The organism is Cylindrospermum sp. FACHB-282 (assembly GCF_014697195.1).
In the GTDB taxonomy this organism is placed as follows: domain Bacteria; phylum Cyanobacteriota; class Cyanobacteriia; order Cyanobacteriales; family Nostocaceae; genus Cylindrospermum.
The window spans coordinates 1-22843 of record NZ_JACJRJ010000020.1 but is presented as its reverse complement, the minus strand read 5'-3'; the positions used below and the strand labels follow the sequence as shown (position 1 = coordinate 22843).

At 41.5% G+C, this 22843-nt stretch carries 23 protein-coding genes; 7 read left to right on the top strand and 16 right to left on the bottom strand.

What is annotated here, in order from left to right; all coding sequences use genetic code 11:
• The first annotated feature begins 118 nt into the window (after nt 1-118).
• On the top strand, nt 119-931 hold the full coding sequence (locus tag H6G32_RS12305; RefSeq protein WP_190458554.1) for an Rpn family recombination-promoting nuclease/putative transposase: 813 nt from the start codon (nt 119-121) through the stop codon (nt 929-931).
• 55 nt (nt 932-986) lie between these two features.
• Here the strand turns inward: H6G32_RS12305 and H6G32_RS12300 are convergent, their stop codons facing one another.
• The 5 genes from H6G32_RS12300 to def all read right to left on the bottom strand — a co-directional run bounded on the left by H6G32_RS12300 (nt 987) and on the right by def (nt 5779).
• A complete protein-coding gene (locus tag H6G32_RS12300) occupies nt 987-1607 on the bottom strand; it encodes a Uma2 family endonuclease (RefSeq protein WP_190458553.1) in 621 nt (206 codons plus the stop codon).
• A 41-nt stretch (nt 1608-1648) separates the two neighbouring features.
• On the bottom strand, nt 1649-3988 hold the full coding sequence (recJ, locus tag H6G32_RS12295) for a single-stranded-DNA-specific exonuclease RecJ (protein ID WP_190458551.1): 2340 nt from the start codon (nt 3986-3988) through the stop codon (nt 1649-1651).
• A gap of 34 nt (nt 3989-4022) precedes the next feature.
• Entirely contained in the window at nt 4023-4871 is an 849-nt protein-coding gene (locus H6G32_RS12290; protein WP_190458549.1) for a PD-(D/E)XK nuclease family protein, read from the bottom strand.
• A 128-nt stretch (nt 4872-4999) separates the two neighbouring features.
• Nucleotides 5000-5203, bottom strand: a complete 204-nt coding sequence (locus H6G32_RS12285; protein WP_190458547.1) for a hypothetical protein — start codon at nt 5201-5203, stop codon at nt 5000-5002.
• Between the two features lie 12 nt (nt 5204-5215).
• Nucleotides 5216-5779 (bottom strand): peptide deformylase, encoded by a 564-nt coding sequence (gene def, locus H6G32_RS12280; RefSeq protein ID WP_190458545.1) that lies wholly within the window; start codon nt 5777-5779, stop codon nt 5216-5218.
• A 184-nt stretch (nt 5780-5963) separates the two neighbouring features.
• On the opposite strand from def, the gene H6G32_RS12275 reads away from it, so the two are divergent.
• Both H6G32_RS12275 and H6G32_RS12270 read left to right on the top strand, forming a co-directional pair.
• Complete coding sequence (locus H6G32_RS12275) at nt 5964-6863, top strand: cell division protein FtsX (RefSeq protein WP_190458543.1); 900 nt, start codon at nt 5964-5966, stop codon at nt 6861-6863.
• A gap of 26 nt (nt 6864-6889) precedes the next feature.
• The gene (locus tag H6G32_RS12270) at nt 6890-7714 is read left to right on the top strand and encodes a DUF3598 family protein (protein ID WP_190458542.1); all 825 of its coding nucleotides are present in this window, start codon (nt 6890-6892) and stop codon (nt 7712-7714) included.
• Nucleotides 7715-7851: 137 nt separating this feature from the next.
• Here the strand turns inward: H6G32_RS12270 and H6G32_RS12265 are convergent, their stop codons facing one another.
• Both H6G32_RS12265 and aat read right to left on the bottom strand, forming a co-directional pair.
• Nucleotides 7852-9378 (bottom strand): hypothetical protein, encoded by a 1527-nt coding sequence (locus H6G32_RS12265; RefSeq protein WP_190458539.1) that lies wholly within the window; start codon nt 9376-9378, stop codon nt 7852-7854.
• Nucleotides 9379-9783: 405 nt separating this feature from the next.
• Entirely contained in the window at nt 9784-10359 is a 576-nt protein-coding gene (gene aat, locus H6G32_RS12260) for a leucyl/phenylalanyl-tRNA--protein transferase (RefSeq protein WP_190458537.1), read from the bottom strand.
• A 129-nt stretch (nt 10360-10488) separates the two neighbouring features.
• On the opposite strand from aat, the gene H6G32_RS12255 reads away from it, so the two are divergent.
• Nucleotides 10489-10818 (top strand): hypothetical protein, encoded by a 330-nt coding sequence (locus H6G32_RS12255; RefSeq protein WP_190458535.1) that lies wholly within the window; start codon nt 10489-10491, stop codon nt 10816-10818.
• A gap of 41 nt (nt 10819-10859) precedes the next feature.
• On the opposite strand, the gene rpsN is transcribed toward H6G32_RS12255, so the two are convergent.
• From rpsN to H6G32_RS12215, 8 genes are all read right to left on the bottom strand, one after another.
• Nucleotides 10860-11162 carry a 30S ribosomal protein S14 gene (gene rpsN / locus H6G32_RS12250; protein WP_190458533.1) on the bottom strand — a complete coding sequence of 101 codons (303 nt, stop codon included), beginning with the start codon at nt 11160-11162 and terminating at the stop codon, nt 10860-10862.
• Nucleotides 11163-11239: 77 nt separating this feature from the next.
• The gene (gene nth / locus H6G32_RS12245) at nt 11240-11908 is read right to left on the bottom strand and encodes an endonuclease III (RefSeq protein WP_190458531.1); all 669 of its coding nucleotides are present in this window, start codon (nt 11906-11908) and stop codon (nt 11240-11242) included.
• The gene (gene rseP / locus H6G32_RS12240) at nt 11905-13005 is read right to left on the bottom strand and encodes an RIP metalloprotease RseP (RefSeq protein ID WP_190458529.1); all 1101 of its coding nucleotides are present in this window, start codon (nt 13003-13005) and stop codon (nt 11905-11907) included. The genes nth and rseP overlap by 4 nt, the downstream gene beginning before the upstream one ends.
• Nucleotides 13006-13406: 401 nt before the next feature.
• Nucleotides 13407-13628: a type II toxin-antitoxin system HicB family antitoxin gene (locus H6G32_RS12235; protein WP_190458526.1), complete on the bottom strand. Its 222-nt coding sequence runs from the start codon at nt 13626-13628 to the stop codon at nt 13407-13409.
• Nucleotides 13625-13858, bottom strand: a complete 234-nt coding sequence (locus tag H6G32_RS12230) for a type II toxin-antitoxin system HicA family toxin (protein ID WP_190458524.1) — start codon at nt 13856-13858, stop codon at nt 13625-13627. The genes H6G32_RS12235 and H6G32_RS12230 overlap by 4 nt, the downstream gene beginning before the upstream one ends.
• A gap of 134 nt (nt 13859-13992) precedes the next feature.
• Nucleotides 13993-16488: a DEAD/DEAH box helicase family protein gene (locus H6G32_RS12225; RefSeq protein WP_190458522.1), complete on the bottom strand. Its 2496-nt coding sequence runs from the start codon at nt 16486-16488 to the stop codon at nt 13993-13995.
• Between the two features lie 108 nt (nt 16489-16596).
• A complete protein-coding gene (gene serS, locus H6G32_RS12220; protein ID WP_190458663.1) occupies nt 16597-17877 on the bottom strand; it encodes a serine--tRNA ligase in 1281 nt (426 codons plus the stop codon).
• Nucleotides 17878-17978: 101 nt separating this feature from the next.
• The gene (locus tag H6G32_RS12215) at nt 17979-18557 is read right to left on the bottom strand and encodes a DUF3611 family protein (protein WP_190458519.1); all 579 of its coding nucleotides are present in this window, start codon (nt 18555-18557) and stop codon (nt 17979-17981) included.
• 703 nt (nt 18558-19260) lie between these two features.
• Between H6G32_RS12215 and H6G32_RS12210 the strand changes: the two genes are divergently transcribed.
• On the top strand, nt 19261-19596 hold the full coding sequence (locus H6G32_RS12210; protein ID WP_190458517.1) for a PadR family transcriptional regulator: 336 nt from the start codon (nt 19261-19263) through the stop codon (nt 19594-19596).
• 64 nt (nt 19597-19660) lie between these two features.
• Nucleotides 19661-20191, top strand: coding sequence for a cofactor assembly of complex C subunit B (locus H6G32_RS12205; RefSeq protein WP_190458516.1), 531 nt, complete (start codon nt 19661-19663; stop codon nt 20189-20191).
• A 436-nt stretch (nt 20192-20627) separates the two neighbouring features.
• Here H6G32_RS12205 and H6G32_RS12200 read toward each other — a convergent pair whose 3' ends face one another.
• Nucleotides 20628-20945 (bottom strand): DUF3155 domain-containing protein, encoded by a 318-nt coding sequence (locus tag H6G32_RS12200; protein WP_190458514.1) that lies wholly within the window; start codon nt 20943-20945, stop codon nt 20628-20630.
• Between the two features lie 284 nt (nt 20946-21229).
• On the opposite strand from H6G32_RS12200, the gene H6G32_RS12195 reads away from it, so the two are divergent.
• Nucleotides 21230-22633 carry a sensor histidine kinase gene (locus H6G32_RS12195; RefSeq protein ID WP_190458512.1) on the top strand — a complete coding sequence of 468 codons (1404 nt, stop codon included), beginning with the start codon at nt 21230-21232 and terminating at the stop codon, nt 22631-22633.
• Nucleotides 22634-22843: the final 210 nt, after the last annotated feature.

Genomic DNA, 22843 nt, shown 5'->3' with positions numbered 1-22843 from the left:
TTTATTACCCATATCACTTAAGAGGAATAACATTTGAAGATTATCTGTAATTTCTTAAGTTATACGCCTCTATTTCCCCGTAAACTTATAGAAGTTCACACTCTGCTTCTGACTGCAAATGAAGACAGACACGATATTTTATACCCTGCTACAAAATCTCCCTAGCGTTTTATTTGAATTACTGGAACAGTCCCCTACACTGGCGTTGCACTACGAATTTTCCTCTGTGGAAATCAAAGAATTAGCACGTCGCATAGATGGGTTATTTTTGCCCAAAGCCGAATACCCACAAGACCCGATTTATCTTGTTGAGGTACAATTCCAGCCCGATGATGATTTATACTGGCGGTTGATTACAGAAGCGTTTCTTTACTTAAACCAATATAAACCTCATAAAACATGGCAAGCTGTAGTTTTGTGGGCAAAACGCAGTCTTGACCCTGGTATACCACTTGCATATCAAAGTTCACTAGCTGCTGGGCAAATTCATGTAGTTTATTTAGATGAATTAACCGATACATCATCCTCAATTGGTTTGGGAATTATTAAACTAGTAGTTGCACCTGAAGATGAGGCTGTAGAAGAAGCAAGAAGTTTGATAAATCTGGTGCAACAGGCAGATACGCCAAACAGTCGTAATCTTTTAGAATTAGTAGAAAGGATGCTCGTTTATAAGTTTTCATCCTATAGCCGTCAGGAGTTGGAAGCAATGTTTGGATTAACAGAATGGCGACAAACTCGATTTTATCAAGAAGTTAGAGAAGAAGTTAAGCAAGAAGTTAAGCAAGAAGTTCAGGAAGAAACAAAGCTGGAAGCAATACCTCGTCTTTTAAAAATGGGGTTAAGTGTAGAACAAATTGCCGAAGCACTAGAATTAAAAATCGAAGTAGTACGACAAGCTATTGAACAGCAAAGTAGAGAAAAATCTTAATATTGATTTAGGTTTGATTACTTGCAATATATATTATTTTTGTTTTACTTGAAAGCTAGATCATACCAGCTTGAAAAATCTGGTTTGCTGTGAGATTTAATTCAGGAAAAGTTTGGGAAATAATACGTTCATTGTCTCGAAACTTACTAATCTGATATTCTCCATCCACCAAGTTACAAACACAGATTGTCGGTTGTTTGGGATTGCCAATAAAATTACGTCCGCCCAATGCTGCATAGTCTACAATCCAATATTCGGGGATGCCCATTTCCTCATAATCAGCATATTTCAAATAGTAATCGTCACGCCAGTTAGTTGATACAACTTCAATTACCAAAGGTATTGATGCACCATGACTGAGGGTGGATTCTTTTTTCCATAATTTTTCGTTTGCTAGATTTGCACGGTTTAGCACTAACACATCTGGAAAATAACCGGAATCTTTGCCATCAGGTCTAACAATAACTTGGTTAGGAATGATGTAGGGAAGGTCTAATCGGTCAATCGCCGCACTAAGCTTGATGGTTAAAAACCCTTTAACTTCTTCGTCATCCCCTACTGGTTGTGCCATTTCAATAATGTTCCCATTATGTAATTCGTAACGTACCCCGGAATTTTCAGGTAGCCAAGCGGCAAATTCCTCGAAGTTAACAACTTTGGGTAAGGCTAGAGTCATAGCTTTTAAGAATGACTGATGATAAAAATATTATCTCTAATTTAGGGAACTGCGGTCTGTTTGAGTGGCGATCGCGTAGCGCAGATCGCTATTATTGTCTCTAGAGGAACTTCAGCAAAATACTCTCGCTGAAATTGTTCTTCGCGGACAGCGGCTAAAAATTGGTTAACAGCAGCATCCGCAGGGTTTTGTGAGGCGTTGTCAGCATTCCAGTTGATTTGCAAACAACGGTCTTGTCGTTGAACTGTAAACCCTAAATATTTTAAAGCTTTAAATCCCAAATGTAAGGTTTGATCACCTATACCCAGTTTCTCTAAAAGTTGTATGCGGGTAACTGGTTGATTTGTGCGACTGAGATATTTGGCAATTCCTACCAAAGTGAGCCAAATTTGGCTTGGTGGTTGATGATGGGGTTTCGACCAGGCTATGGCTAATTGTTGATTATAAAGCGACTTCCTAAACCATGCACGTAAATCATCCCAGCTAGTAGGACAATTTTCGATAATCATCGCTGAGTTTTGAGTGCCCTGTTTGGGAATATTTCGCCAATCTAGTATCTGTGGTGAATTTTGATTGCTGAGTTGTGAGTCAACACTGGGACGCACAGCAATTAATCTGATTTCATAGCGTTTTTTGAAGCTGTTGTAGTCTAGTTCAGCTATGCAATCACACCTACCTGGGGGTAATTCATCTTTATAGTGTCCCCACCAAATTCCCGGAAAAGGGCTTTTGCTGGAATCATCGCGAATGTCAAACTCGGCTTTAATATACTGTACTTTTTTCCCTTGCCAATCTTTCTGATTGCTATGCCAAGAATTTTCAAACCAGCAATTTTGAATCAGCAGTTTCGGGGCGGGGTTTCCCATTCCACAGGGTTCTAAAAGTTTGAGTTCTAAAAATAAATCTTTTCCCAAATCTGCTACTGTTACCACCAAATCTGCTTGTACTGTTGGCGTCAGGTTAGCACCACCTAAAGATTGTCGCAACCTTTGGTTAATAGCTGCTGTAAATAAAGAAATATTCTCTGTCAACAAACTCAACCCAGCAGCAAAGGGATGTCCCCCAAAACGATGTAACAAATGTGCTTGGTCTTTTACCAATTGGTATAAATCAACAGAATTTATCGAACGGGCAGAACCACGGGCTAGAGTGAGTTTTGAGGGAGTTTCCGAGTCAGGGGGTGAGTTTTCTGTACTCAACAAAATTGTCGGGCGGCCTGTTTCTTGGGCTATTTGTCCAGCGACTAAGCCCAAAACGCCAACGGGCCATTGGGCATCTGCTAAGACAATGACGCTGGTGGTTGATAAGTCTAATTGGGTGAGTTTTTGCGCTACTTGGGCTTGTACATCTTTTTGTAAAGACTTGCGGCGGGTGTTGGCTAATTCTGTAACTTCCGCTAGTTCATTGCAACGTTTAGCATCCCGGCTAGTCAGCAATTCTACGCAAAAGCTAGCGTCGCCTTGGATGCGACTAACCGCATTGATGCGCGGCCCCAAGCCGAAGGAAATATCTGTGGGGCGATCGCCACTTTTCTGGCATAATTCCAATAATCGCCCTATCCCTGGACGCCTCCTTGCTCCTGGTGGTTGTTTAAAATCAGCTTGCAATTGTTGAATTCCCACTTGCGCCAAATAGCGACAATCTCCTTTTAGTTGCACCAAGTCGGCAATTAACCCCACCGCCACTAAATCTAATAAATCAGTTAACGGATGTTCTGGTATATCTGGCAGAGTTTCATACAGTGCTTCGACCAATTTATAAGCTACAGCCACCCCTGAAAGATGAAACAGCGGATGTTCGTTAGGGAAATAACGGGGGTTGATAATTGCTGTCACAGGTGGGCGTTCTGAAGGTAAGGTGTGGTGGTCTGTAACAATCACATCTATACCTAGCTGGTTTGCATAGTTAATTTCACTAATATTTGTGCTGCCTGTGTCACAAGTAACAATTAATGTAAACCCTTGTTTTGCTAACTTATCAATTCCCTGGTGATTCAGTCCGTGGGACTCTGTGAGGCGATTGGGAATGTAGTAAATTAATTGCGTATTCTGCCGAAAAAACTGTCCCAACCCATCCCAAAGGACAGATGTGGCGGTGATGCCGTCGGCGTCGAAGTCCCCCCAAATGGCTATTTTCTCCTTAACTTCCCGCGCCTGTTGCAACCGTTTTACGGCCCAATCCATTTCTTGCCCAAACTCAATGGGACTGACTGGTTGATAGGATTTGTAGTTGACAAAAGCTGTTAATTGTGTTTCATCTTTTATTCCCCGTTGCCAAAGTAGCTGGGCGGCATAAAGTCCACCTGCTGGGGGCGCGTACTGTTTCACCGCTTCAATAAACCACTCTGGGGGTTGTTCTGTTGCTGCTAGAATCCACTGCATTTAATCAATTAAAAATTAAAAATTAAAAAAAATATCAAAGTGCTATTTCTTGAATGTTGTCGAGATTTGGTAGTGAGTTGGCGATCGCCTCTTCAGTTACTTGAGAGCGATGGGCTTCTCTCCGAGACGCTCCGCGAACGCCGCGCTGAGAGCGAGCGCACCGTACCGCAAACTGACAATTATTACATAATGCTTTTTGAGCTTCTGGAACTTGCGGAAATAGCTCATCTTTCTGGTATAATTCCAGCCAATTGCTTAACTGGCTTAAAAGTTGATTTAGTCTCTTCGCGGTTTTTTTGTGCTGGCTAGCATCGTAACTAAACTTAATACTTTGTGGTTGTCCTTGAGATTGAACAAACCAGTAAGTCATGGAAATCTGTTCTGGTGAATATTCGCTAGTTTCAGCCAAAACAAACATATAAAGGCGTGTTTGCCAGTTTTTTTCTAACTTGCTTCTAGTCGGTGGCTGAGGATAGGTTTTCCAGTCGAGGATTTGCGCTTGTTGGCGATCGGCAATCAATAAATCATAGATCACAGTCAGCAAGTAATTTTGAACTTGCAAAGTGCGGTAGTGTTCACTTTCGCGGAAAGTTTGATTATCAATGAATGGTGTTAAAATTTCTGGTGCGGCATTGGCAAAACCTGCCATCCAGCTTTGTAGTTGAGCATCCGCTTCCAAAAAACTCTGAATTGGTAAACCCATTTCTTGCTGTTGCATCAGCAGGTGAAAGCGACTACCAAGAGTTTGTTTTTCTTCCTGTTGGGGATTTGAGGGTGTATTGAGTTGTTCTAAATAAGTGTGCTGAAATTTACGGGGACAAGCTTCTAACAGGTTTAGCTGTCCTTGAGACAGTCGCAATAGTTTGGTGTAAGTTGATAGCATACTTCTATTTTAGAAGCGATCGCCTTCTGATATTCTGCCACTTGCCGGGTGCCTGCCAAAAATAAAAGGTAAAAGAATGAATTTTGCATTTTTGCCTCATCCTTCTACCTTTTTTATGTACCTGATGCTTACTTCATGTTAGCCCTTGCGTCCCTCACTGCGGCAAAGAAAAATAATCCTGTTAGGGGAATACTCAATCCCAAGATAATTGCAGTCACTTGGACACCTAAATCTGGTTGTCCGGAACTGAGTTCAAAGACCGAACCTACAGAGGCGATCGCAGTTATGCAAGATCCACCCAGATACAAACCGCTTTTTGGAGTTAAATACACTACTTCTGCACCCTATACTACTGGTTTCACTGCTTGATACGAAAAGCCATTCTTAGATAGCTCCTGAGCCAAAGTCAAGGAATTTTCCACACGATCTACAAACACTACACCGTTGAGGTGATCCATCTCGTGTTGAATGCAACGTCCTAGTAAATCAGTAGCCTTTAATATCTGGGGACGGCCTGACTCATCTTTATAGGCAATTTCCACGACTTGGGGACGCTTCACATCTAGATATACACCGGGAATGCTTAAACATCCTTCTTGGGCAACGCAGATGTCACGGCTAACCTGTTTAACAGTGGGGTTAATTAACACCAGTGGCGGATTAGCGGCATTGTCTGGTTCGCAGTCAATGACAATAATTTGTTTGTGAATTCCAACTTGGGGTGCTGCTAAACCGATGCCATCCTGACTGTACATAGTTTGCAGCATTTCGCGCACTAGTTGGCGGATCTCGTCATCTACTTTAGCAATGCGCTTTGCCACTTGACGCAGCACGCGATCGCCTAAATAGTGCAGTTCCAAAGGCGGATTTTTTAACTTTTTCTTCTCTACAGCAATGTCAGAGGGCATGATTCTTATTAGGCTTGATGGTGAATAATCCTACTATTTCAATTCTATCAATCTCGTCACAGTAGGGGCGCAGTTTCCCCATACGTACATTAGACAGTAGTCATTTGTGCTATTCTTTCATTTTAAATTTTGTCTCCCTTCGGGAAACCCTAGACATATTTTGAATTTTAATTTTGGGTGATATGTGTTTAAATTTCTCACAAAACTAGACTACTTACTCAAAGAAACTTTCCTCGGATTACTGCGGGGAGGTTGGATGAATTGGGCAGCAGTTAGCACCGTCACGGTGTTACTATTTTTATTCGGCTTGAGCTTGCAAACCTCTTGGCAAGTAGAAACACTCCTTAACCAGTTTGGTAGCCAGCTAGAATTATCAGTTTATCTTGAGCCAGATACCAAAGCCGAAACCATAGAAACACTGGTGGCAAATATGCCAGAGGTGGCGTCTATGCGAACCATTACTAAAGAACAAGCTTGGACTAAGTTAGTTAAGGAACTGGGAATTTCTGATATTGAAAATGCTACCCAGCAGCTAGGGGAAAATCCTTTGGTAGACGAGATGAAGGTAAAAGCCCGTAATTCTCAATCTGTACCAACTTTGGCGACACAGCTGGCTAAGTTGCAGGGAGTTGATTTGGTGCAGTATGTAGATGAAGCAGTTAAACGCATCGCCCAGTTACACCAAGGTTTAAACTCCATGACTTTGACAATTACGATCATCCTCACCTTAACGGCGATCGCCGTTAACACCACCACAATTCGCCTCATTGTCATGGCACGACGGCGGGAAATTGAAATCATGCAGCTGGTGGGAGCAACTACAGCATGGATTTACTTGCCATTTATTTTACAAGGTATTTCTTTTGGCTTACTTGGCGGTGCGATCGCCTGGAGTTTCATTACTGTAATTCAACAGTTTCTCGGACAACTACTAGCCAATCAACCTGAGTTTATCCAATTTATTAGCAACGGTGTGCAACTGACTGCCGCCCAAACTTTATTATTACCCTTAATTCTTTTGAGTTTCGGCGCAGCTGTAGGATTAATAGGGAGCTTGTTTGCTGTCAGGCGTTTTGCTAGATAGTCATTACTCATTACTCATTACTCATTATGTCATCACAATGGGAACGCTTACTGCAAAATCTTGGTGAATGGCAAGGTTCATTCACTCGTTTTTCACCCCAAGGGACACTTTTAGAAGATATCAAAAGTGTAGTTTCTCTAGAAGGGTTGAACCAAAACCAGACCATCCACCAGATTGTTCGCCGTCAAGGACAAGAAGATTTAGTTCTGGAATACAGTTCCCTATCCAGGAATACATTATTTTTTGAAAATGGAGCATTTTCTCAAGGTTCAATCCAGCTAGGGCCATTTTCTGAATTTGGGGCGGAGTTGGGTTTAATTCATCAAAATCGCCGCTTGCGTCTAGTGCAATTATTTGATAAAACCGGACAACTCAACCAAATCACCTTAATTCGAGAACATCTAGCTAATACCCCAGCAGTAGAAAACCCGCCTTTACAGGTAGAGGATTTATTGGGAGAATGGCTTGGTGAAGCAGTCACTATTTATCCAGATTGGCGATCGCCCACTACTTACTCTTCAACTCTACAACTGCAACTTGATACCCCTGGGCGATTAGTTCAACATCTCTCTTTTGGGGAACGCACAATTACCTCCAGCGCTACCATCAAAGGCCCGATCATCCTCTTTGATCAAGACGAACAAAAGCAAGTGCAAGTATTACTCCTACCTAATGGTGCTTCTGCAACTTCTCCCCTAAAAGCGCAGTTGCACCAACCATTGTTTCTAGAAGTGGGTTGGTTAATTGAACCAAACCTGCGCCAGCGAATGATTCGCAGTTACAGCGACAAAGGCGAATGGGTTAGCCTAACCCTAGTTACAGAACGCCGAATCACGCCAAATATTCCCTAGCTTTATCCCCAGGGCTATTTCATTTATTGAGTATTTTATAGGCCTACAAGTTCCCCGCAGCAGTCAGCAACGATTGGTACATACTGAAATCAGTACGAAGCTATGACCAGAGGCAATACAGGATTAAGCTTCTTAGCTTAACCAAGTCTTCTAGTCATAGTTGAATTTCTGGCGAGCGGATTTCTGCCGAACAGCTTGATGATGGTTTCAGCAAATTCTTTATTATCGTACAACTCATGCATCAAAGTAATAGGTTGGGAATAAAGTTGATCGCTAGCAAAGACCGACTTCCAATCTAGTTTGGTGCTATCAACAACTCCAACTTTTTTCATCTCTTTGAGGAATTCATAAGCAATCAACCCTTGACCAATGGCAGACGGATGAATGCCATCTAAACTAAATAGTCCACCTTGTCGTATTCGTCCAGTAGTGTCTGCGTGGTAGTATTTGGTGTTGACCTGGGGATAGACAAACTTGAATTCTTCTGGGAATTCATACTGCACCTGTCCAGCATTTCGCTTGAAGGCAATTTGTTGTAAGGCATTGGCAAGATCAACAATGTGATAGCGTGGTTGCGGATACTGGCTGTTTTTACTATCGACCAGTTCTTTAATTACTTTATTGTATCTGCGAATACAGTCATCAATGTAGACGGCATCTTGTAGCGTTAGGTGTACGGTTCCGGTTTCTCTAACCGTATCCTCTTCAAAGGGAAAATAAGTGTAATATTTGTAGTAAGTTGAAGGTTTCTCCTCTCCGTCCACATGAATTTCAGTGGTTGCACCCACACCTTTTGCCAATGGCGCAATAGTTACCAGCGGTACTGTCCCAATGAAGACATTCCAATCGGGGTTGCTGTTACTTTGCATAATTGCATCAACCCGATCAAGCAATTGTTGATATTCAGCCTCGAAATCCTTGGGATGCCAGAGGTTCCATTTTTCTCTTACCTCACGGAATGATTCGGGCTTTTGACTTGGGTTGTTGAGAATCTGATCTGTGTCATTGGGAGTTTGATTAATTTCTAAACTGATCACAGTTCCCAGCGCATTGTTTGCTCCTAACCAGAGAATTAAATTCTCAACTCCTTCAGTTGTGGTTGTATGATGGTGCTTCAACCAATCTAGTTGGCTATGATTGTCAAAAATAGGATTTAAAGACGGGTTGAGAACTTTAAGTGCAGTCCGGTAGAAGGCAGCATTGGGCAGACTAAAAAAATTATCCTTACCCTCTGCTTTGTCGTTGCTAAGTTTAATTTGATATTTGCAAACCTTGGGTGTTATCATCCAAGAATCAGCAATATCAAAGCCCTGAATCCCTACATTGTGGAAAAATTTAATTCCTCCTGGATAAGGCTGTTCAGCACAACCTCCTTGCCTTTCATAGTAATCTTCAGCTTCATCAAGTACCCCCTCAATAGTTGGCAATATGGTCAGCCAATCTAAGGCGTTGATATCTGAGCCATATTTTTTCTCCAAACGCCGTAAAATCTTCTCAATATTGGCTGGTAGTCCGCCCGCTAACCATTCAGGGTACAGATATTCAGCACCAACTTTTAGCCCCATTGACTTAGCAATCAAAGTTGAAAAACAAAGGTCTGTCCGGGCTGCTGCCAAAGACATAAAGCCTTGAGAAATACTGTCACCAATTGTAAAGAGTTTCATTTACTACCTTTAGATTTATAGCTTTTTGCGTGCAAGTAGCAAGGCGAAAGTGTTAAGTACTTAAGTAAGTATATATAGATTTGGCTTAATACTGAGTAAAAAAATACATCAATTTTTATTGGTGCAAGATGTGAGGTTAAGTCTTTAGCACTGGAGCGAGTTAACCGTGCCACTGTGTAGCCTGACTCCTCTGAGTAAAGAGTTAGCCATTCTACTACTCCCGTAATTGTTGCTTGAGGAGGAGAAGCATTAATTTGTTGGTGAGCAGGGTTTGGTCGAGTGGACGTTATTCGCTCAACAGATGTCTTATTTTATCTTGATTTACATTTTTTATTCAGTAATTAGCGAAGTAACGGTAAGGGTAACGAATGTGGGATTTAAGGGATTGCACTGTTGAGAATTTCGTTAAATTAAGGAACAAGGACTTTGCAGCGCTTGCCTCAGTAAGACATTATATTCTTCATCACTCACGAGATAAGCACCAAATCTTTCCAAATGGGGATTCATCATTTGGGCGTCAAACAGCACAAATTGCCTTTGGCACAATCTTTCCACCAACTTCACCATCGCCACCTTTGAGCCGTCAGGGATGCGGTAAAACATCGATTCGCCAATAAAAGCGCCGCCAATGACAATCCCTAAAATTCCCCCTGCTAGTTCATCATCCTGCCAAGTTTCAAAACTATAAGCATAACCACTCTGGTAAAGTAGCCAGTAAATCTTTTGTAATTCCGGTGAAATCCAAGTAGTTTCGCGATTGGCGCACCCGGCAACCACAGATGGGAAGTCACGGTTAATCGTCACAGTGAAGCGTTTTTGATTAAGAACACGCTGCAATGACTTGGGATAACGAAAACGTTCATCCAAAGGAATTAAGGTGCGTTCATGACTTCCATACCACCCCAGGCGATCGCACTCATCAGCCATGAGAAAATAACCTTGAGCATAACCCCGAATAATAGCGGCAATATCATATTGCATAGTGAGTACAAAAGATCAAAAAAAAGCCTCAGAGTAACGCAATTTGCTGTTAGCAGTCATCCTTTGCGTTCCTCTGAAGATTACCTGGGCAAAAAAACCGTTAAAGCTCACTTAATAAACTAAAAAAAGATGACTGAACCAATTCCACCTATTACCCTACCACCGTCTGAAAATCCCCAGCTAGAAGGACAATGGTTGCAACAGTGCCTGCTCCTGTGGCTAGATAGAGAATTTCTCCCGGAAGCAATCAATAAAATAATTGCCCAACGAGCCGCCCAAATTTTTGTGCGTCAACGAATGGAAGGAGAAAATGACTTAGGTTCTCTGGTGATTGCCATTGTGACAGAGATGCAATCCTTTGATTTTTCCAAAAGCTTCTATGGAGAGTTTGCGATCGCCAACGCCGTCAGCGATCTACTCTTAGAAAGTCTGGGCATTGATCATTGTTGCGGCCAATAATTTTAGTCAGTTGTCAAAAGCCAATGACTAACGACTAATGACTACCAACTAGACTTAACAACACCAGGCAAAAGACCCTCGTGTGCCCATTCCCGCAGGACGTTCCGAGATAGCCCAAAATCACGATAAACACCTCTAGGACGACCCGTTACCCAGCAACGGTTGCGGTGGCGGGTGGGCGCACTGTTACGGGGTAGCTGTTGAATTTTCCGATGGATTTCTAGCTTATCCAAGGGAGATGCAGCGCTTTTGAACTCATCCAGCAGCGCTTCCCGTTTGTCAGCATACTTTTCCACCAACTTAGCGCGTTTTTTCTCGCGCTCAATCATGCTCTTTTTTGCCATAAATTCTCTAACTTAAATTTAAAGACAGCATTTTCCATTCTACAGTCTCCTATCAATTTTAGGGCTGTTTGTGTCGCCTAGCCTAACACAAGCGACTGATTAGCAGCAGGGCATAAATCCGCCAGCTCACAAGCAACACAGACGGGAGAACGAGCCTTACAAACAGCACGTCCGTGATAAATCAGCCGAATAGACCAATTTTCCCAATCTGCTTGCGGCAATAACCCCATTAAATCTTGCTCAATATGAATCGGGTCTGGATACTTAGTTAAACCCAAGCGTTGGCTCAGACGCTTAACATGAGTATCTACCGTCACCCCAGCATTTATTCCATAAGCATGAGCCAAGACCACATTTGCCGTCTTTCGCGCCACACCTGGAAGTAGCAACAACTGCTGCATTTGGTTAGGGACAACAGAGTCAAACTCACTGACAATCATCCGACAAGCGCCTTGAATATTCTTCGCCTTATTGCGATAAAACCCAGTCGAATGCACCAAATCCTCTAACTCAGCCAACTCAGCATTAGCCAAACTCGCTGCATCGGGAAACCGCCCAAATAACGCTGGTGTCACCTTATTCACCCGCTCATCAGTACACTGAGCAGAGAGAATAGTTGCCACCAGCAATTGTACAGGCGTTGAGTAGTTCAAAGAGCAAGTAGCATCGGGATAAAGGCGCTTCAGACGAGCGAGAACTTCTAAAGCACGCTGCTTTTTAGCCGAAGATTTGCGGGTAACACTCACTGGAACAATCTTTGCACCCAATCCAACTGAGCAGTTAATTGAGTAGTTTCTTTAACAATCAGAAAAATTCCCAAGCCCAAGAGTAACACCAACCCAGTTTGCATCACACCTTCTTGAATGCGGGTAGGTAAAGGCTTACCAAGCAAACCTTCAATCAACAGGAAAGCCAGTTGTCCACCATCCAAAGCTGGTAGAGGCAAAATATTGATGATTGCCAGGTTAATGCTGATAATTGCCGCAAAAGACAACAAGTTAGTGCTATTTTCATCAGCTAACTTTGCGCCTATTTTGACAATATTAACTGGCCCCGAAACTTGTCCAATAGTTTGTTGAAAATTAGTCACCAACTGCCCAAAACCCTTGAGTGTACCAACAAATAACTGTTGGAACCTATTGGCCGCAGTACTGAAAATTTCCACAGGACTATTGGGACGACGATAAGCAATTGTACCATTGGGGCCAAGTTCAATACCAATCAAACCTTTGCCGTCAGCCCCCTTATTTGGTGCTAATTTCAGTGATAGTTGCTGGTCTTGATGCTGAACTCTCAGTTCAATTTGCTGATTTGGATGATTTTGAATCTCTTTTGTCAGCAATGTCGTTGAATTTTCAGTAGCCGGTAATTCCTGACCGTTAATAGCCAGAATAATGTCTCCTTCCCTAATACCTGCTTGGTAAGCAAGGGATTGTTCATTAACAGGCTTGACAATTACACCAGCTTGATAGTTGAATTCTTTGGGAATGCCAACGATACCCAATTGCAGCGTTAGCACCAAATAGGCAAATATTAAATTTGCTATCACCCCAGCACTAATGACGATCGCCCGATCTAAAATTGGACGGTTACGTAGCAGATTCGGGTCATTGGGGGGAACATCGCTATCAGGGTCATCATCGGGAAAGCCGACAAACCCACCCAAAGGGAAAGCGCGGAGAGCATATTCGGTTTGTGAGCCTTGGTATTTCCAGATAACTGGGCCAAAACCCAAAGAAAAGCGGTTAACGTAAATACCTTGAGAACGTGCTGCTATAAAGTGTCCAGCCTCGTGTACCAAAATCAAAATAGCCAAGACTGAAATCGCTGCTAAAACTGACATAGAGCCAAAATATTCAGATATATTCTCTTATTGTAGTTTGGAAACTGGCTCAGAGACTCCGCATCCCTATCGGTTTTGCTGAGATTTGGTCGTTCAGGAACGTTTCCAGCAATGCCCAGCCTCTAAGATCAGGCGATCGCACTTCAACCCAACTTACAAGGGATGCGATCGCACTACAATATTAGCCTATTAAAAATATCACCACTAATCAACCGTAGTGATATGGCAAGACTAAAATTATCCATAAAATCTAGCTCTTGTATTGAATCTGAGCATAAATCCTGCTCATCCTCTAATCTTGCAAATCCTGATTCTGACGATGAAAAATGTCTGAATCAGGATTTTGAGGATTTAAGGATGTACAGGATTATTAAATACAAAAGTAATTCCAATTTAATAGTTTATACACTACTTAGTGCTTTTACTTTAGCGATCGCACTTTCAATATCTGGTAGTTTTTGTCCATGCTTTTTGGCTGTTTCCAACCACAAATTTCTAACAACTATCAATTCTTGTAAGGTTTCTTCTAAAGTTTCACCTTGTGCCAAACATCCTCTTAAGGCTGGAATTTCAGCAACAAAACCACCTTCATCACAAGGGTAAACCACTATTGGATAGTTCACAATTCTTCTCCTTCAATTAGCTCTACAACTCGTCTCACATAAACAGACTTAACACGATTATTATGAACTGGAATCACTAAAATTGTTTCATCTTTCTTGAAGATATGATGACTACCTGTAATTCTATCTAGTACAAATTCCTCTAACTCTAAAAGCTTACGAATATCGCTAAATGTTACATTATTGGGGCTATTTTTTAAAAGTTCAAGTAACTTGTCTCTTTTCACCATATTTTGAATATACAGCAGATTTTACGCGATCGCACTTTATAAGAAACCACCACGTAACTATAGGGTTTGTTAAATTTCATTAACGCACTCTACAAGATTAGCGATCGCACTGAACTAATTTTCCCCTGCGCCGTTCATTTAAACTTAGTAGTGTAATTAGTAGTATAATTCTCGCAAAATCTATCGGCTGTCAGTTTGTAGAACATCAATCTCTCCCTAATAGCTCTATCATCATTAATCTTGTTATCTACGCATAATGCATTGATGAAATGAGATATATTTTCACGCAATAGATTTAGCTTTTCTCCATTAATAATTCGTGTTTTCTCTTTAGGTGTGGCAGCATATTCAAACTTAACTGATGGATGAACTAAAATGGGAGTAAATCTACAAGTTTCATCGTATTTATCAGTAAACCACTCACCAGAGCCATTTAACTGATTGCAGTCACCTTTGTTAATAGTATCTGTAGTAGCTCCATTTTTGCACTCGATCACAAAGTATGATAAGTTTCCGACTTCCCAAAGTACATCTGGGCCTTTCCTATACTCTGCTTCTGGACGCTGACTATTAAATCCAATATACCGAGCAATAGTCTTCAATGATTCTTCAAATATATCTGCTGTCTCTGGTTTAAATATCAATGATTCTAACAATCCATACATCTCAACAACGATTTTATTTGGATCATCAAATTTTTGTCTTAAGTAATCACCACATATTCTTGCTTGATCCATAGCTTTCGATTCAAGCTTGTGATATGAGATGCCCTCCATTGGCTTAGTTACTCTTGAGTTATCACTGGCTGCTGACATCAAAGTCCTTTGCGCCTCTGCCGGATCATAGAAGTTAATGTACTCTGCCAAGCATTGTTTTAGGTAGGACTTTAGAGGTTTCTCATCTACTGTATTTACAACTTTTCTAAGCTCACTCACTGCGGCATTATAGTTGTTTATAGCAGCAAAATTATACGTTTTCCTTTGTGCAATTGTTATCAAATCTGGTGTACTACTTTCTTCATATGAAAGTGCTGCTAAAGCCCCCTTGCTTTTAGATACCCAATCTTGGTTTCTATGTAAGCAATACATAATTGCTTCCCGTATCTGAGGCAAGTCTTCTCCTTTAATTTGCTCAGAAATCTGGTTCGATAGGTTTATTTGTGCTTTAGTTCCTGGAGAAAATTTATCTATTGCACCTCCAGCATATAATTGGCTAGTAAGATTACGTCCCATTAAAAATACAACACAGTAATCGTCGCTGGATCTGACACCGCGCCCCATTCCTTGCTCTATTTTTTGAACTAGTTGAGTAGCTTTTCTTGAACTTCCCATTAGGATGACTTGTTCAACTTTATCAATCAACCGTCTAGCAACTGGCAATCCATCAATTACAATAAATCTACAGGCATCCTTTGGTAAGTCTACTCCGTCGTAGCGATTCACTAATATTGTCAGACCAACTTTTTCTTTTTTTAAGCGAGTTACTCCTTCATACAGATTATCCTTATTCAAAATTTGATCGGCCTGATCTTTCCAGTATTTAGCTCGTTCATCTGATGGAACGATAACAACAACATTCACATCTTGTGAAATCGACTTACAAAACTGTTTTATTTCATCATCAGTTAATTTAGTATTGATTACTTGTGGAAGGAGGATCATCCTATCACCAATATCACCTGCTGTATTGGGTATAACAGCCCTATTAATAGACTCCTCTGTAATACCAAAATGGCTAGACAAAATACTGTCATCCACTAAAGTCGCTGTCATAAATATCTTTCTACGAGCATTGGTAATACTCGGAATCATATCAATTGGTATGCAGTGCGGTGATATCTCTATTTTATCTGAGCTAACAACGCACCTTGAGAGAGCTAGTGATTCTTTTATCAATGGCCATACAAACTTTAGCCATTCAGTATTTTTGTTTTTAATTAATATTTGTGAGATTTCTGGTATCTTACTTTGCCAACTCCAAAAAGGAACTTGCATATAAACATCACGCTCACGATTATTAATCTCAGATTCCTTTACTAAACATTGATCACGAAGTGATTCTTTAAAGCATTGATAAATTTCTTTGTATGCAGGATTTTGGCTATCAATTGTTAACATAAATTGGTCTTCTACCGTGTCGAGACACGCGTGTGCATCATCGATGATGATGCTACCAATGTTAATTTTGATGCCTTCATCACCAACACCAAAAACTGACTTTCCATTAACTAGCTTATATATATTAATGACTAAAATAGCTTTGCCCGACAGAAATCTAGGGGAACTAGTGTCATTTGTAACTTCAATTCCCAGGTCTTTTGCTTCATCAATAACCTGTTTTACCAGATATTTGTCAGGAACCACATAAACTGCGGAACCTTTACCTTCATTTAAGCAACTCTTTAGGATAAGTAATCCGACTACGGTTTTGCCACTACCCGTATTCATTTTGACAACTAAATCTTTTTCATTCCTCCTTGAAAACCAATGATCCCAAACCTGTGTTTGAACGTCTCTCGGATATTCAAACTTGCCTTCTTTCTTACCTGGAAGGGCTGTAAATATTTCTCTAGGATGAAGAGATGTATCACTTGTATTTCCGGTATTAATTTTACCCAAGTCAATAGGCATAATATCTCCTGTACTATTCAAGCCTAACTACACTTAGGCTGAATAGCACAGCCTATTATTATGATTCTACCATTAATCTATGATGCTGTTACCATGCTTTTGTTTGTATTACAATACTTCTCGCCCTAAAAACGATCGCAACACCTCCGGTATCAACACCGTCCCATCTGGTTGTTGATAATTCTCCAAAATCGCCGCCATTGTCCGCCCCACAGCCAACCCAGAACCATTAAGCGTATGGACAAACTGCGTCCCCTTCTTACCCCCTTCCTTAAAGCGAATATCAGCCCGTCGTGCTTGGAAATCAAAACAATTAGAACAACTAGAAATTTCGCGGTACTTGCCAGAAGAAGGTAGCCAAACTTCTAAATCATAGGTTTTAGTTGCCGAAAAACCTAAATCACCAGTACATAAATTGATAACACGGTAAGGTAATTTTAAAGCCTGTAAAATTGCTTCCGCATTCCCTACTAATTTTTCTAATTCCTCAAAAGAAGAACTAGGATGAACAAGTTTCACCAACTCCACTTTATTGAATTGATGCAGACGAATTAAACCCCGCATATCCCGTCCATAGCTTCCCGCTTCCCGACGGAAACAAGGAGTATAAGCACAGTGATAAATAGGTAAATCTTCAGCAGCCAGAATTTCTCCCCGGTAGAGGTTGGTAACGGGAACTTCCGCTGTGGGTATTAACCACAAATCGTCTTCAGCACATTTAAAGCTTTCTTCTGCAAACTTGGGTAACTGACCGGTTCCGGTTAAAGAATCAGTGTTTACTAACAGTGGTGGACTGACTTCCACATACCCAGCTTGGGTTTGCAGGGATAGCATAAATTGAATTAATGCCCTCTCCAGCGCCGCACCAGCCCCCACTAACGTTACAAAGCGACTTTGGGCAACTTTTACGGCTCGCTCAATATTGAGAATACCTAACTTTTCCCCAATTTCCCAATGGGGGAGAATATTCGGGTTTTGGGGCAGATATTCATCCCCCCAACGGCGTACTTCTTGGTTATCTTCCTCAGTTTTACCAATGGGTGTAGCATCACTTGGTAAATTGGGGAGTTCTAGTAGCTTTTGGTGAATTTCCGCTTTCAGTTCTTTTTCTTGGGGTTCCAGTTCGCTTAATTTAGCTTTGATGGAGTTCCCTTCATCCCGCAAGGCTTGAAGTTCTGGGTCTTGAGGATCTATCCCAGATTTTATCTTTTGCCCGACGATTTTACCGATTTCGTTACTTCGAGCTTGGAGTTGACTGCGTGTCCCTTCCAGTTCCCGTTGCTTTTTATCTAAGTCTAATATGGGCTGAATATCGTATTTACCACTACGACCATTCAACCGTTCCTGAACTAATTGGGGATTTTCCCGAATTTGCTTAAGATCCAACACAGATTTTTCTTTTATTTTTAGCCGAGTATCTTTTCGCCAAAACACCAGCATATACTGATTTTGGCTTGCCGTCACCGGAATTGCAACCAGAAAAATGTTTGCTAAGAACGGTTAATGCGATTGAGTAGCCACAGCGAGACTACAAGTCCGGCAAAGTGTGCTGAAACAGTGTTAGTGTTTGCCTGCACCACAAGCATATCTAGACCGCTAATAATTCGGGTGGGGTCAAATAGTTGGGTAGTTACGGCTTGAGGGGAGATAGACCTAGCAACTAGGGTACCCACAATTGCTTGGGCCCCTAATAGTGTGACTAAAATTCCCGCTAAATTCACCATTAGTCCCAAACGCAAAACTTGTACAGTCTCACTTTTGCGAGGGCGGTTGTTGGGATTAGAAGATTGCAGTTGATTACCGATTCTGGTGTAACGGTAAGCCAAATAAATGCCCACTCCCAAAACAACCAATCCACAAATTGCTAAAAAGACGCCAAACCCAGTTCCTGGATTATTACTTGGGCTGCCAGTTCTTTGACTAAAAATGGCAAAAAGCAGCACTATTATACCAGAAATTACGCCTAGTACTAACTGAATCCAAAAACTAATCCAACCTGTAAGGCGAAATGTTTGGGCAATTGCCCGTAGATTAGAAGAAGAGGAGGGGGCGTCGGGGTTTTGTGACATAGCAGATCACCAATTCATGCTTCCGCTGGATAAGTTTAATATCGAATTTAAGAGATAGAACAAGAGTATTTCAAGTCCAGTCAGTCATAGAATTTTCAATTTGAGATTTGAAATTGTCTCGACTGATAAATCTAGGGGTATCCAAGTTTGGATTCTTAAATTTTAGATTTAGTCTTTTTGCTTAATCCCAAATCCCAATTCCCAAATTTAAAATTGGCACAGTTAGTACTGGCTTTTGACTGAAGTGTGTCCATAGTTAGGGCAGCTTTCAGCCGTAAAACTCCTTTGGCTCAACATTTTAGGCTCTAGACTAGAAAAAGTACCGTAAAACAAAGTGTTTATTTAAGCTTTACAGACAAAATGGCATTTTAACTGTAAAATTTCTTCGATAGGTATCTTATTGCTTCAACATCTCTAACCAGCACGGCATCACTCAACACACAAGATGGCGGCAAAGACACTGTCTGCTTGCTCCTAACCACACTGCTGCGAAATCTGGTAGGGGCGCAGATTTTTGCACCCCTAAAACTTGCACACTCATCCCACTAAAGAAAAAACGTGGGTAATTGTTTAATGTTTGTTTACATTTTGGAAATCAAACCTCAGTAGCTATATCTACTTATGGAAGCTATAGTATATTTGTATACTGATTACCTGAATTACTTACCTTACCCTAAGGCATTTTTTTAGCCATTCACTAACCATGAAACTTGAGGATATATATCATTTTTTTGAGAATCCTCCGCCAACTTACCTCTGTCAGGAACTAGCAGTTTGTTACATACTGCATGTTTTACTACAAGGTGAATCTTACGGAACCGAGTTGATCCAGCGACTGGAAACTAGATATCCAAAATATCGGCTTTCAGATACCGTACTTTATAGTGCGATTAAATTTCTCGAAGACGAAAGGGCTATTGTTGGATATTGGAAAAGACTCGAAGGACGGGGACGCCCCAGGCGGATGTACCAGATTTCTCCAGAATGGCAAGTTCAGTCGCTGGATTTAGCTGATCTTTGGCTGGAGTATATCAAATAGAGGACAATTTAACGAATGATTGATAATGAATAAGTCCCCTCCTATAAAACAGTAAACATTAGTTATGGATACCGTTATTCTGCCCTCCACGTTGCTGCTAACCTTGTTGTTATCGGTTGGTCTGTTTTTCTTTATTCGTGCCTCGACCAAAGACCGCATAGAAAAAGCGCAACTAGTATCTGAGCAAGACGAAGCTGCTTTAATGTCTCAATTGAAGGAGTATTTTCGGTCTCGGTCTTACCGAGTGGCAGCGGTAGACCAAGAACAAAACCAAGTGACTTTTGAAGGGTTTGTTAGACCTAGCTCGTTTTTAGCTGTCTTTTTGACGTTGCTAGCATTTACTGGTCTTGCTTGTTTATCACTGGTTTTGACGCTGCTTTTTCCTGGTTCTAGTCAGTTATTTCCAGCGATAGTGGTGCTGTCGCCTTTAAGTGGTCTATTTTATTGGAAAAAAGCTGGAAGACTTGAGAAGGTTTCGCTCAAGGTAGAATTGAACCAGAACGAACAACGCTCCCCAAGTAGTGTTACTGTGATCGCCCATAGAGATGAACTCGCTGAGTTACAGAGGGCATTACAGTTAAAAGTTGCTGATTGACTGTTGGTTATTGAGACCATCGCCTAAATTATGAGATGCAGACTTCTGACCAACTATTGAGGAAATGGACAGTAGGGAGGAGGCAAAATGACTCTTGTGTTGTCGGTTTCCCCCCACAACTGTTGTCATAGGGAAAAATTTAGATTGGTTGACAGAGTGTGTTGGCAATCCACCTGATGAGATCACAACGCCAGCACTTTACTTTTGAATGCGCTTGACTCTGTTCCCACTCCCTGCTGTATTATCAGACTCGAAATCAATCCATACAATTGAGCATAGCTTGAGACTAGTTGATTCTCCAATTACCTGCACAAGCCTCACTGGCAAATTCAGCTACAAACTTAAAAAATTTGGAATTTTTGCATAAACTGAGCAATTTTGCCAGTTAATTATTGATCAGAAGCCAGATTCAATGCGTAAAATAACCATTTATAGTTTACCGACTAGCCACAGCCACTGGTTCCTGACCTGTAGGAGATTCTAATATCCTCAGGCTGGGAAACAAGAAATGGTTTTCTTCTACGTATTGAGCACCAAACAGTCCCTTTTCTGCCCAGAAATAACGGTCTGTAGTGTGTTCGTTTCGCTTTACGAGTAGCAGCGCTGGTGGCAAAATCCCTTCAGCTTGAATGAATTTTCTAGCTGCTGTCACAGGTTTTTCTTCGCCGCTTTCGATGCTATATTGAGGCACGTGTTCTAAAATCCGCCGTCCTTCCTGGCGACGACGACTTTTCCTTTTGCGTCTCCTTGCCAACCTATTGTCCTCCTCTTTCAAGCTGATAGATTGTAGTTATAGCTACAAAATACGTCGTCATTATATAAGTTCTAGTTCAAAAAATCAATGGGTTTTTACCTTTTGATACAACAAAAGTAATATTTTTGAAAGTTAGAGAAATTAACAGTAAGTAAGAATATAATCCCTTGGCGTAAACCATTGCTGGGAAGATTTAGTTAAGCTTTATTAAATAAGATTGGGAAAAACTCAACGTCTTCTTTGATTCTCCCTCAAAGTCTGTAATTCTGAGCAAAAACCAAAAAATGTTAATGTCTGCCAGTTCTGATTTTCTTGCTCTGTGCCACGAGCAAATAGCGCTACTCACCCAAGGGTTGGGAGCGTCTTTGAGTATTGTGTATTTAACACAAGAATTGGTAGAGGCTCCTACGGGTGATGCGAAACTAATTCCTGTGGTGGTTTACCCGGAGACGGGAGTATTACGGCACTCTGAGGAGCAGGCTTCGACGATGGGCTATGTCCCGGCTGAAGCGATTGTGCGGAGTGCCCTGGAGGAGGCGATCGCACCCAAGCAACTACAAGTTGGCAATGTTGTGGCATTACGTAATCACCAGAGCAAATTATTGACGGCTGGGTCAAAATCTCCTGACTCATCCCAGGAGTCTGAATCAAAAGAGGCAACCCAACCTGATTTACAAGAGGAATGCTTGCTCAGTGGAAACCAAATTGTTTTACCGCTGATTTATGAGGGTGTGATGATGGGGTTACTTGTGACAGGCAGGGAAGACCGGACATGGAATGAACATGAGCAAGGTGAAATTCAACGGATAGCCCAAACTATGGCGATCGCCTGTATTTTGGATCAGCGTCGCGCATGGTTGCAGCAGCAGTTGCATCAACAACAAATTCTCCAAGAAAAGCAACGGGATTTACTGGATAATCTCTTGCACCAGTTTCGCAACCCATTAACGGCTTTGCGGACTTTTGGACAGCTGCTGTTAAAGCGACTGCGACCAGCAGACCTTAACCGAGATGTGGCAACTAGTATCGTGCGGGAGAGCGATCGCCTGAAGGAATTGTTGCTACAGTTTGATGAAGTGATTGATTTGACAGAGGCGGATCTAGCACTACGGACAGTCCCGGAAACCGAAGTATTTGTGGAAGCAACTTGCCAAAAAGAGGCTAAACCAGCGTTATTATTGCCAGGAACTGGTGAGAAATCTGCCGATTGCTTGTTAGCAGATTTATTAGATCCATTATTATTGTCAGCTAAAGCCATCGCTCAAGAGCGAAATCTCCAACTAATTGCCAAAATTCCCGCCAATTTACCCCTAGTACACGTTAACGTCAAAGCATTGCGGGAAGTATTGAGCAATATCATTGATAATGCTTTGAAATATACTTTTGCTGGCGGCAAGATTTTAATTCAAGTGGGGCAAAAAAGAGCTAATTTTCAAGGTATAGCCATCAGTGATACTGGACCTGGCATTCCTCCGGAAGATTTAGAGCATTTGGGAGAAAGACATTACCGAGGAGTGCAAGCGAAAACAGAGATTCCCGGTACAGGTTTGGGAATGGCGATCGCTAAACAATTGATCGAACAAATGCAGGGCGAAATAGAGGTTTTCAGCCCTGCAATCAACTCTGCTATCACTTCACCTCATACCCCAGGAACTACATTTATTATTTGGTTGCCTGAAGTTAGTTAGGGCCGGGGAGACCCCGGACTTGTCAGTTGTGATTAGCTAATAATTATTTAAGTGCTATCGACAAGTTTTGATTGATAGTCATTTGCAGATCGGTGTTCAGGGTAAGCTCATCTAATTTGGTATAGTATGAACTTGACAAAAAAAACAAGATAAACATCAGCGAGCAAATAAAAAATGTACTTGACATGAGAGCAAAATAAGTGAGATGAA

Excerpts from the sequence above, each read along its gene's own strand:
- H6G32_RS12305 (WP_190458554.1), top strand. The coding sequence starts at position 119 with ATGAAGACAGACACGATATTTTATACCCTGCTACAAAATCTCCCTAGC.
- H6G32_RS12300 (WP_190458553.1), bottom strand. The coding sequence starts at position 1,607 with ATGACTCTAGCCTTACCCAAAGTTGTTAACTTCGAGGAATTTGCCGCT.
- recJ (WP_190458551.1), bottom strand. The coding sequence starts at position 3,988 with ATGCAGTGGATTCTAGCAGCAACAGAACAACCCCCAGAGTGGTTTATT.
- H6G32_RS12290 (WP_190458549.1), bottom strand. The coding sequence starts at position 4,871 with ATGCTATCAACTTACACCAAACTATTGCGACTGTCTCAAGGACAGCTA.
- def (WP_190458545.1), bottom strand. The coding sequence starts at position 5,779 with ATGCCCTCTGACATTGCTGTAGAGAAGAAAAAGTTAAAAAATCCGCCT.
- H6G32_RS12270 (WP_190458542.1), top strand. The coding sequence starts at position 6,890 with ATGTCATCACAATGGGAACGCTTACTGCAAAATCTTGGTGAATGGCAA.
- H6G32_RS12265 (WP_190458539.1), bottom strand. The coding sequence starts at position 9,378 with ATGAAACTCTTTACAATTGGTGACAGTATTTCTCAAGGCTTTATGTCT.
- aat (WP_190458537.1), bottom strand. The coding sequence starts at position 10,359 with ATGCAATATGATATTGCCGCTATTATTCGGGGTTATGCTCAAGGTTAT.
- H6G32_RS12255 (WP_190458535.1), top strand. The coding sequence starts at position 10,489 with ATGACTGAACCAATTCCACCTATTACCCTACCACCGTCTGAAAATCCC.
- rpsN (WP_190458533.1), bottom strand. The coding sequence starts at position 11,162 with ATGGCAAAAAAGAGCATGATTGAGCGCGAGAAAAAACGCGCTAAGTTG.
- rseP (WP_190458529.1), bottom strand. The coding sequence starts at position 13,005 with ATGTCAGTTTTAGCAGCGATTTCAGTCTTGGCTATTTTGATTTTGGTA.
- H6G32_RS12230 (WP_190458524.1), bottom strand. The coding sequence starts at position 13,858 with ATGGTGAAAAGAGACAAGTTACTTGAACTTTTAAAAAATAGCCCCAAT.
- H6G32_RS12225 (WP_190458522.1), bottom strand. The coding sequence starts at position 16,488 with ATGCCTATTGACTTGGGTAAAATTAATACCGGAAATACAAGTGATACA.
- H6G32_RS12215 (WP_190458519.1), bottom strand. The coding sequence starts at position 18,557 with ATGTCACAAAACCCCGACGCCCCCTCCTCTTCTTCTAATCTACGGGCA.
- H6G32_RS12210 (WP_190458517.1), top strand. The coding sequence starts at position 19,261 with ATGAAACTTGAGGATATATATCATTTTTTTGAGAATCCTCCGCCAACT.
- H6G32_RS12205 (WP_190458516.1), top strand. The coding sequence starts at position 19,661 with ATGGATACCGTTATTCTGCCCTCCACGTTGCTGCTAACCTTGTTGTTA.
- H6G32_RS12195 (WP_190458512.1), top strand. The coding sequence starts at position 21,230 with ATGTTAATGTCTGCCAGTTCTGATTTTCTTGCTCTGTGCCACGAGCAA.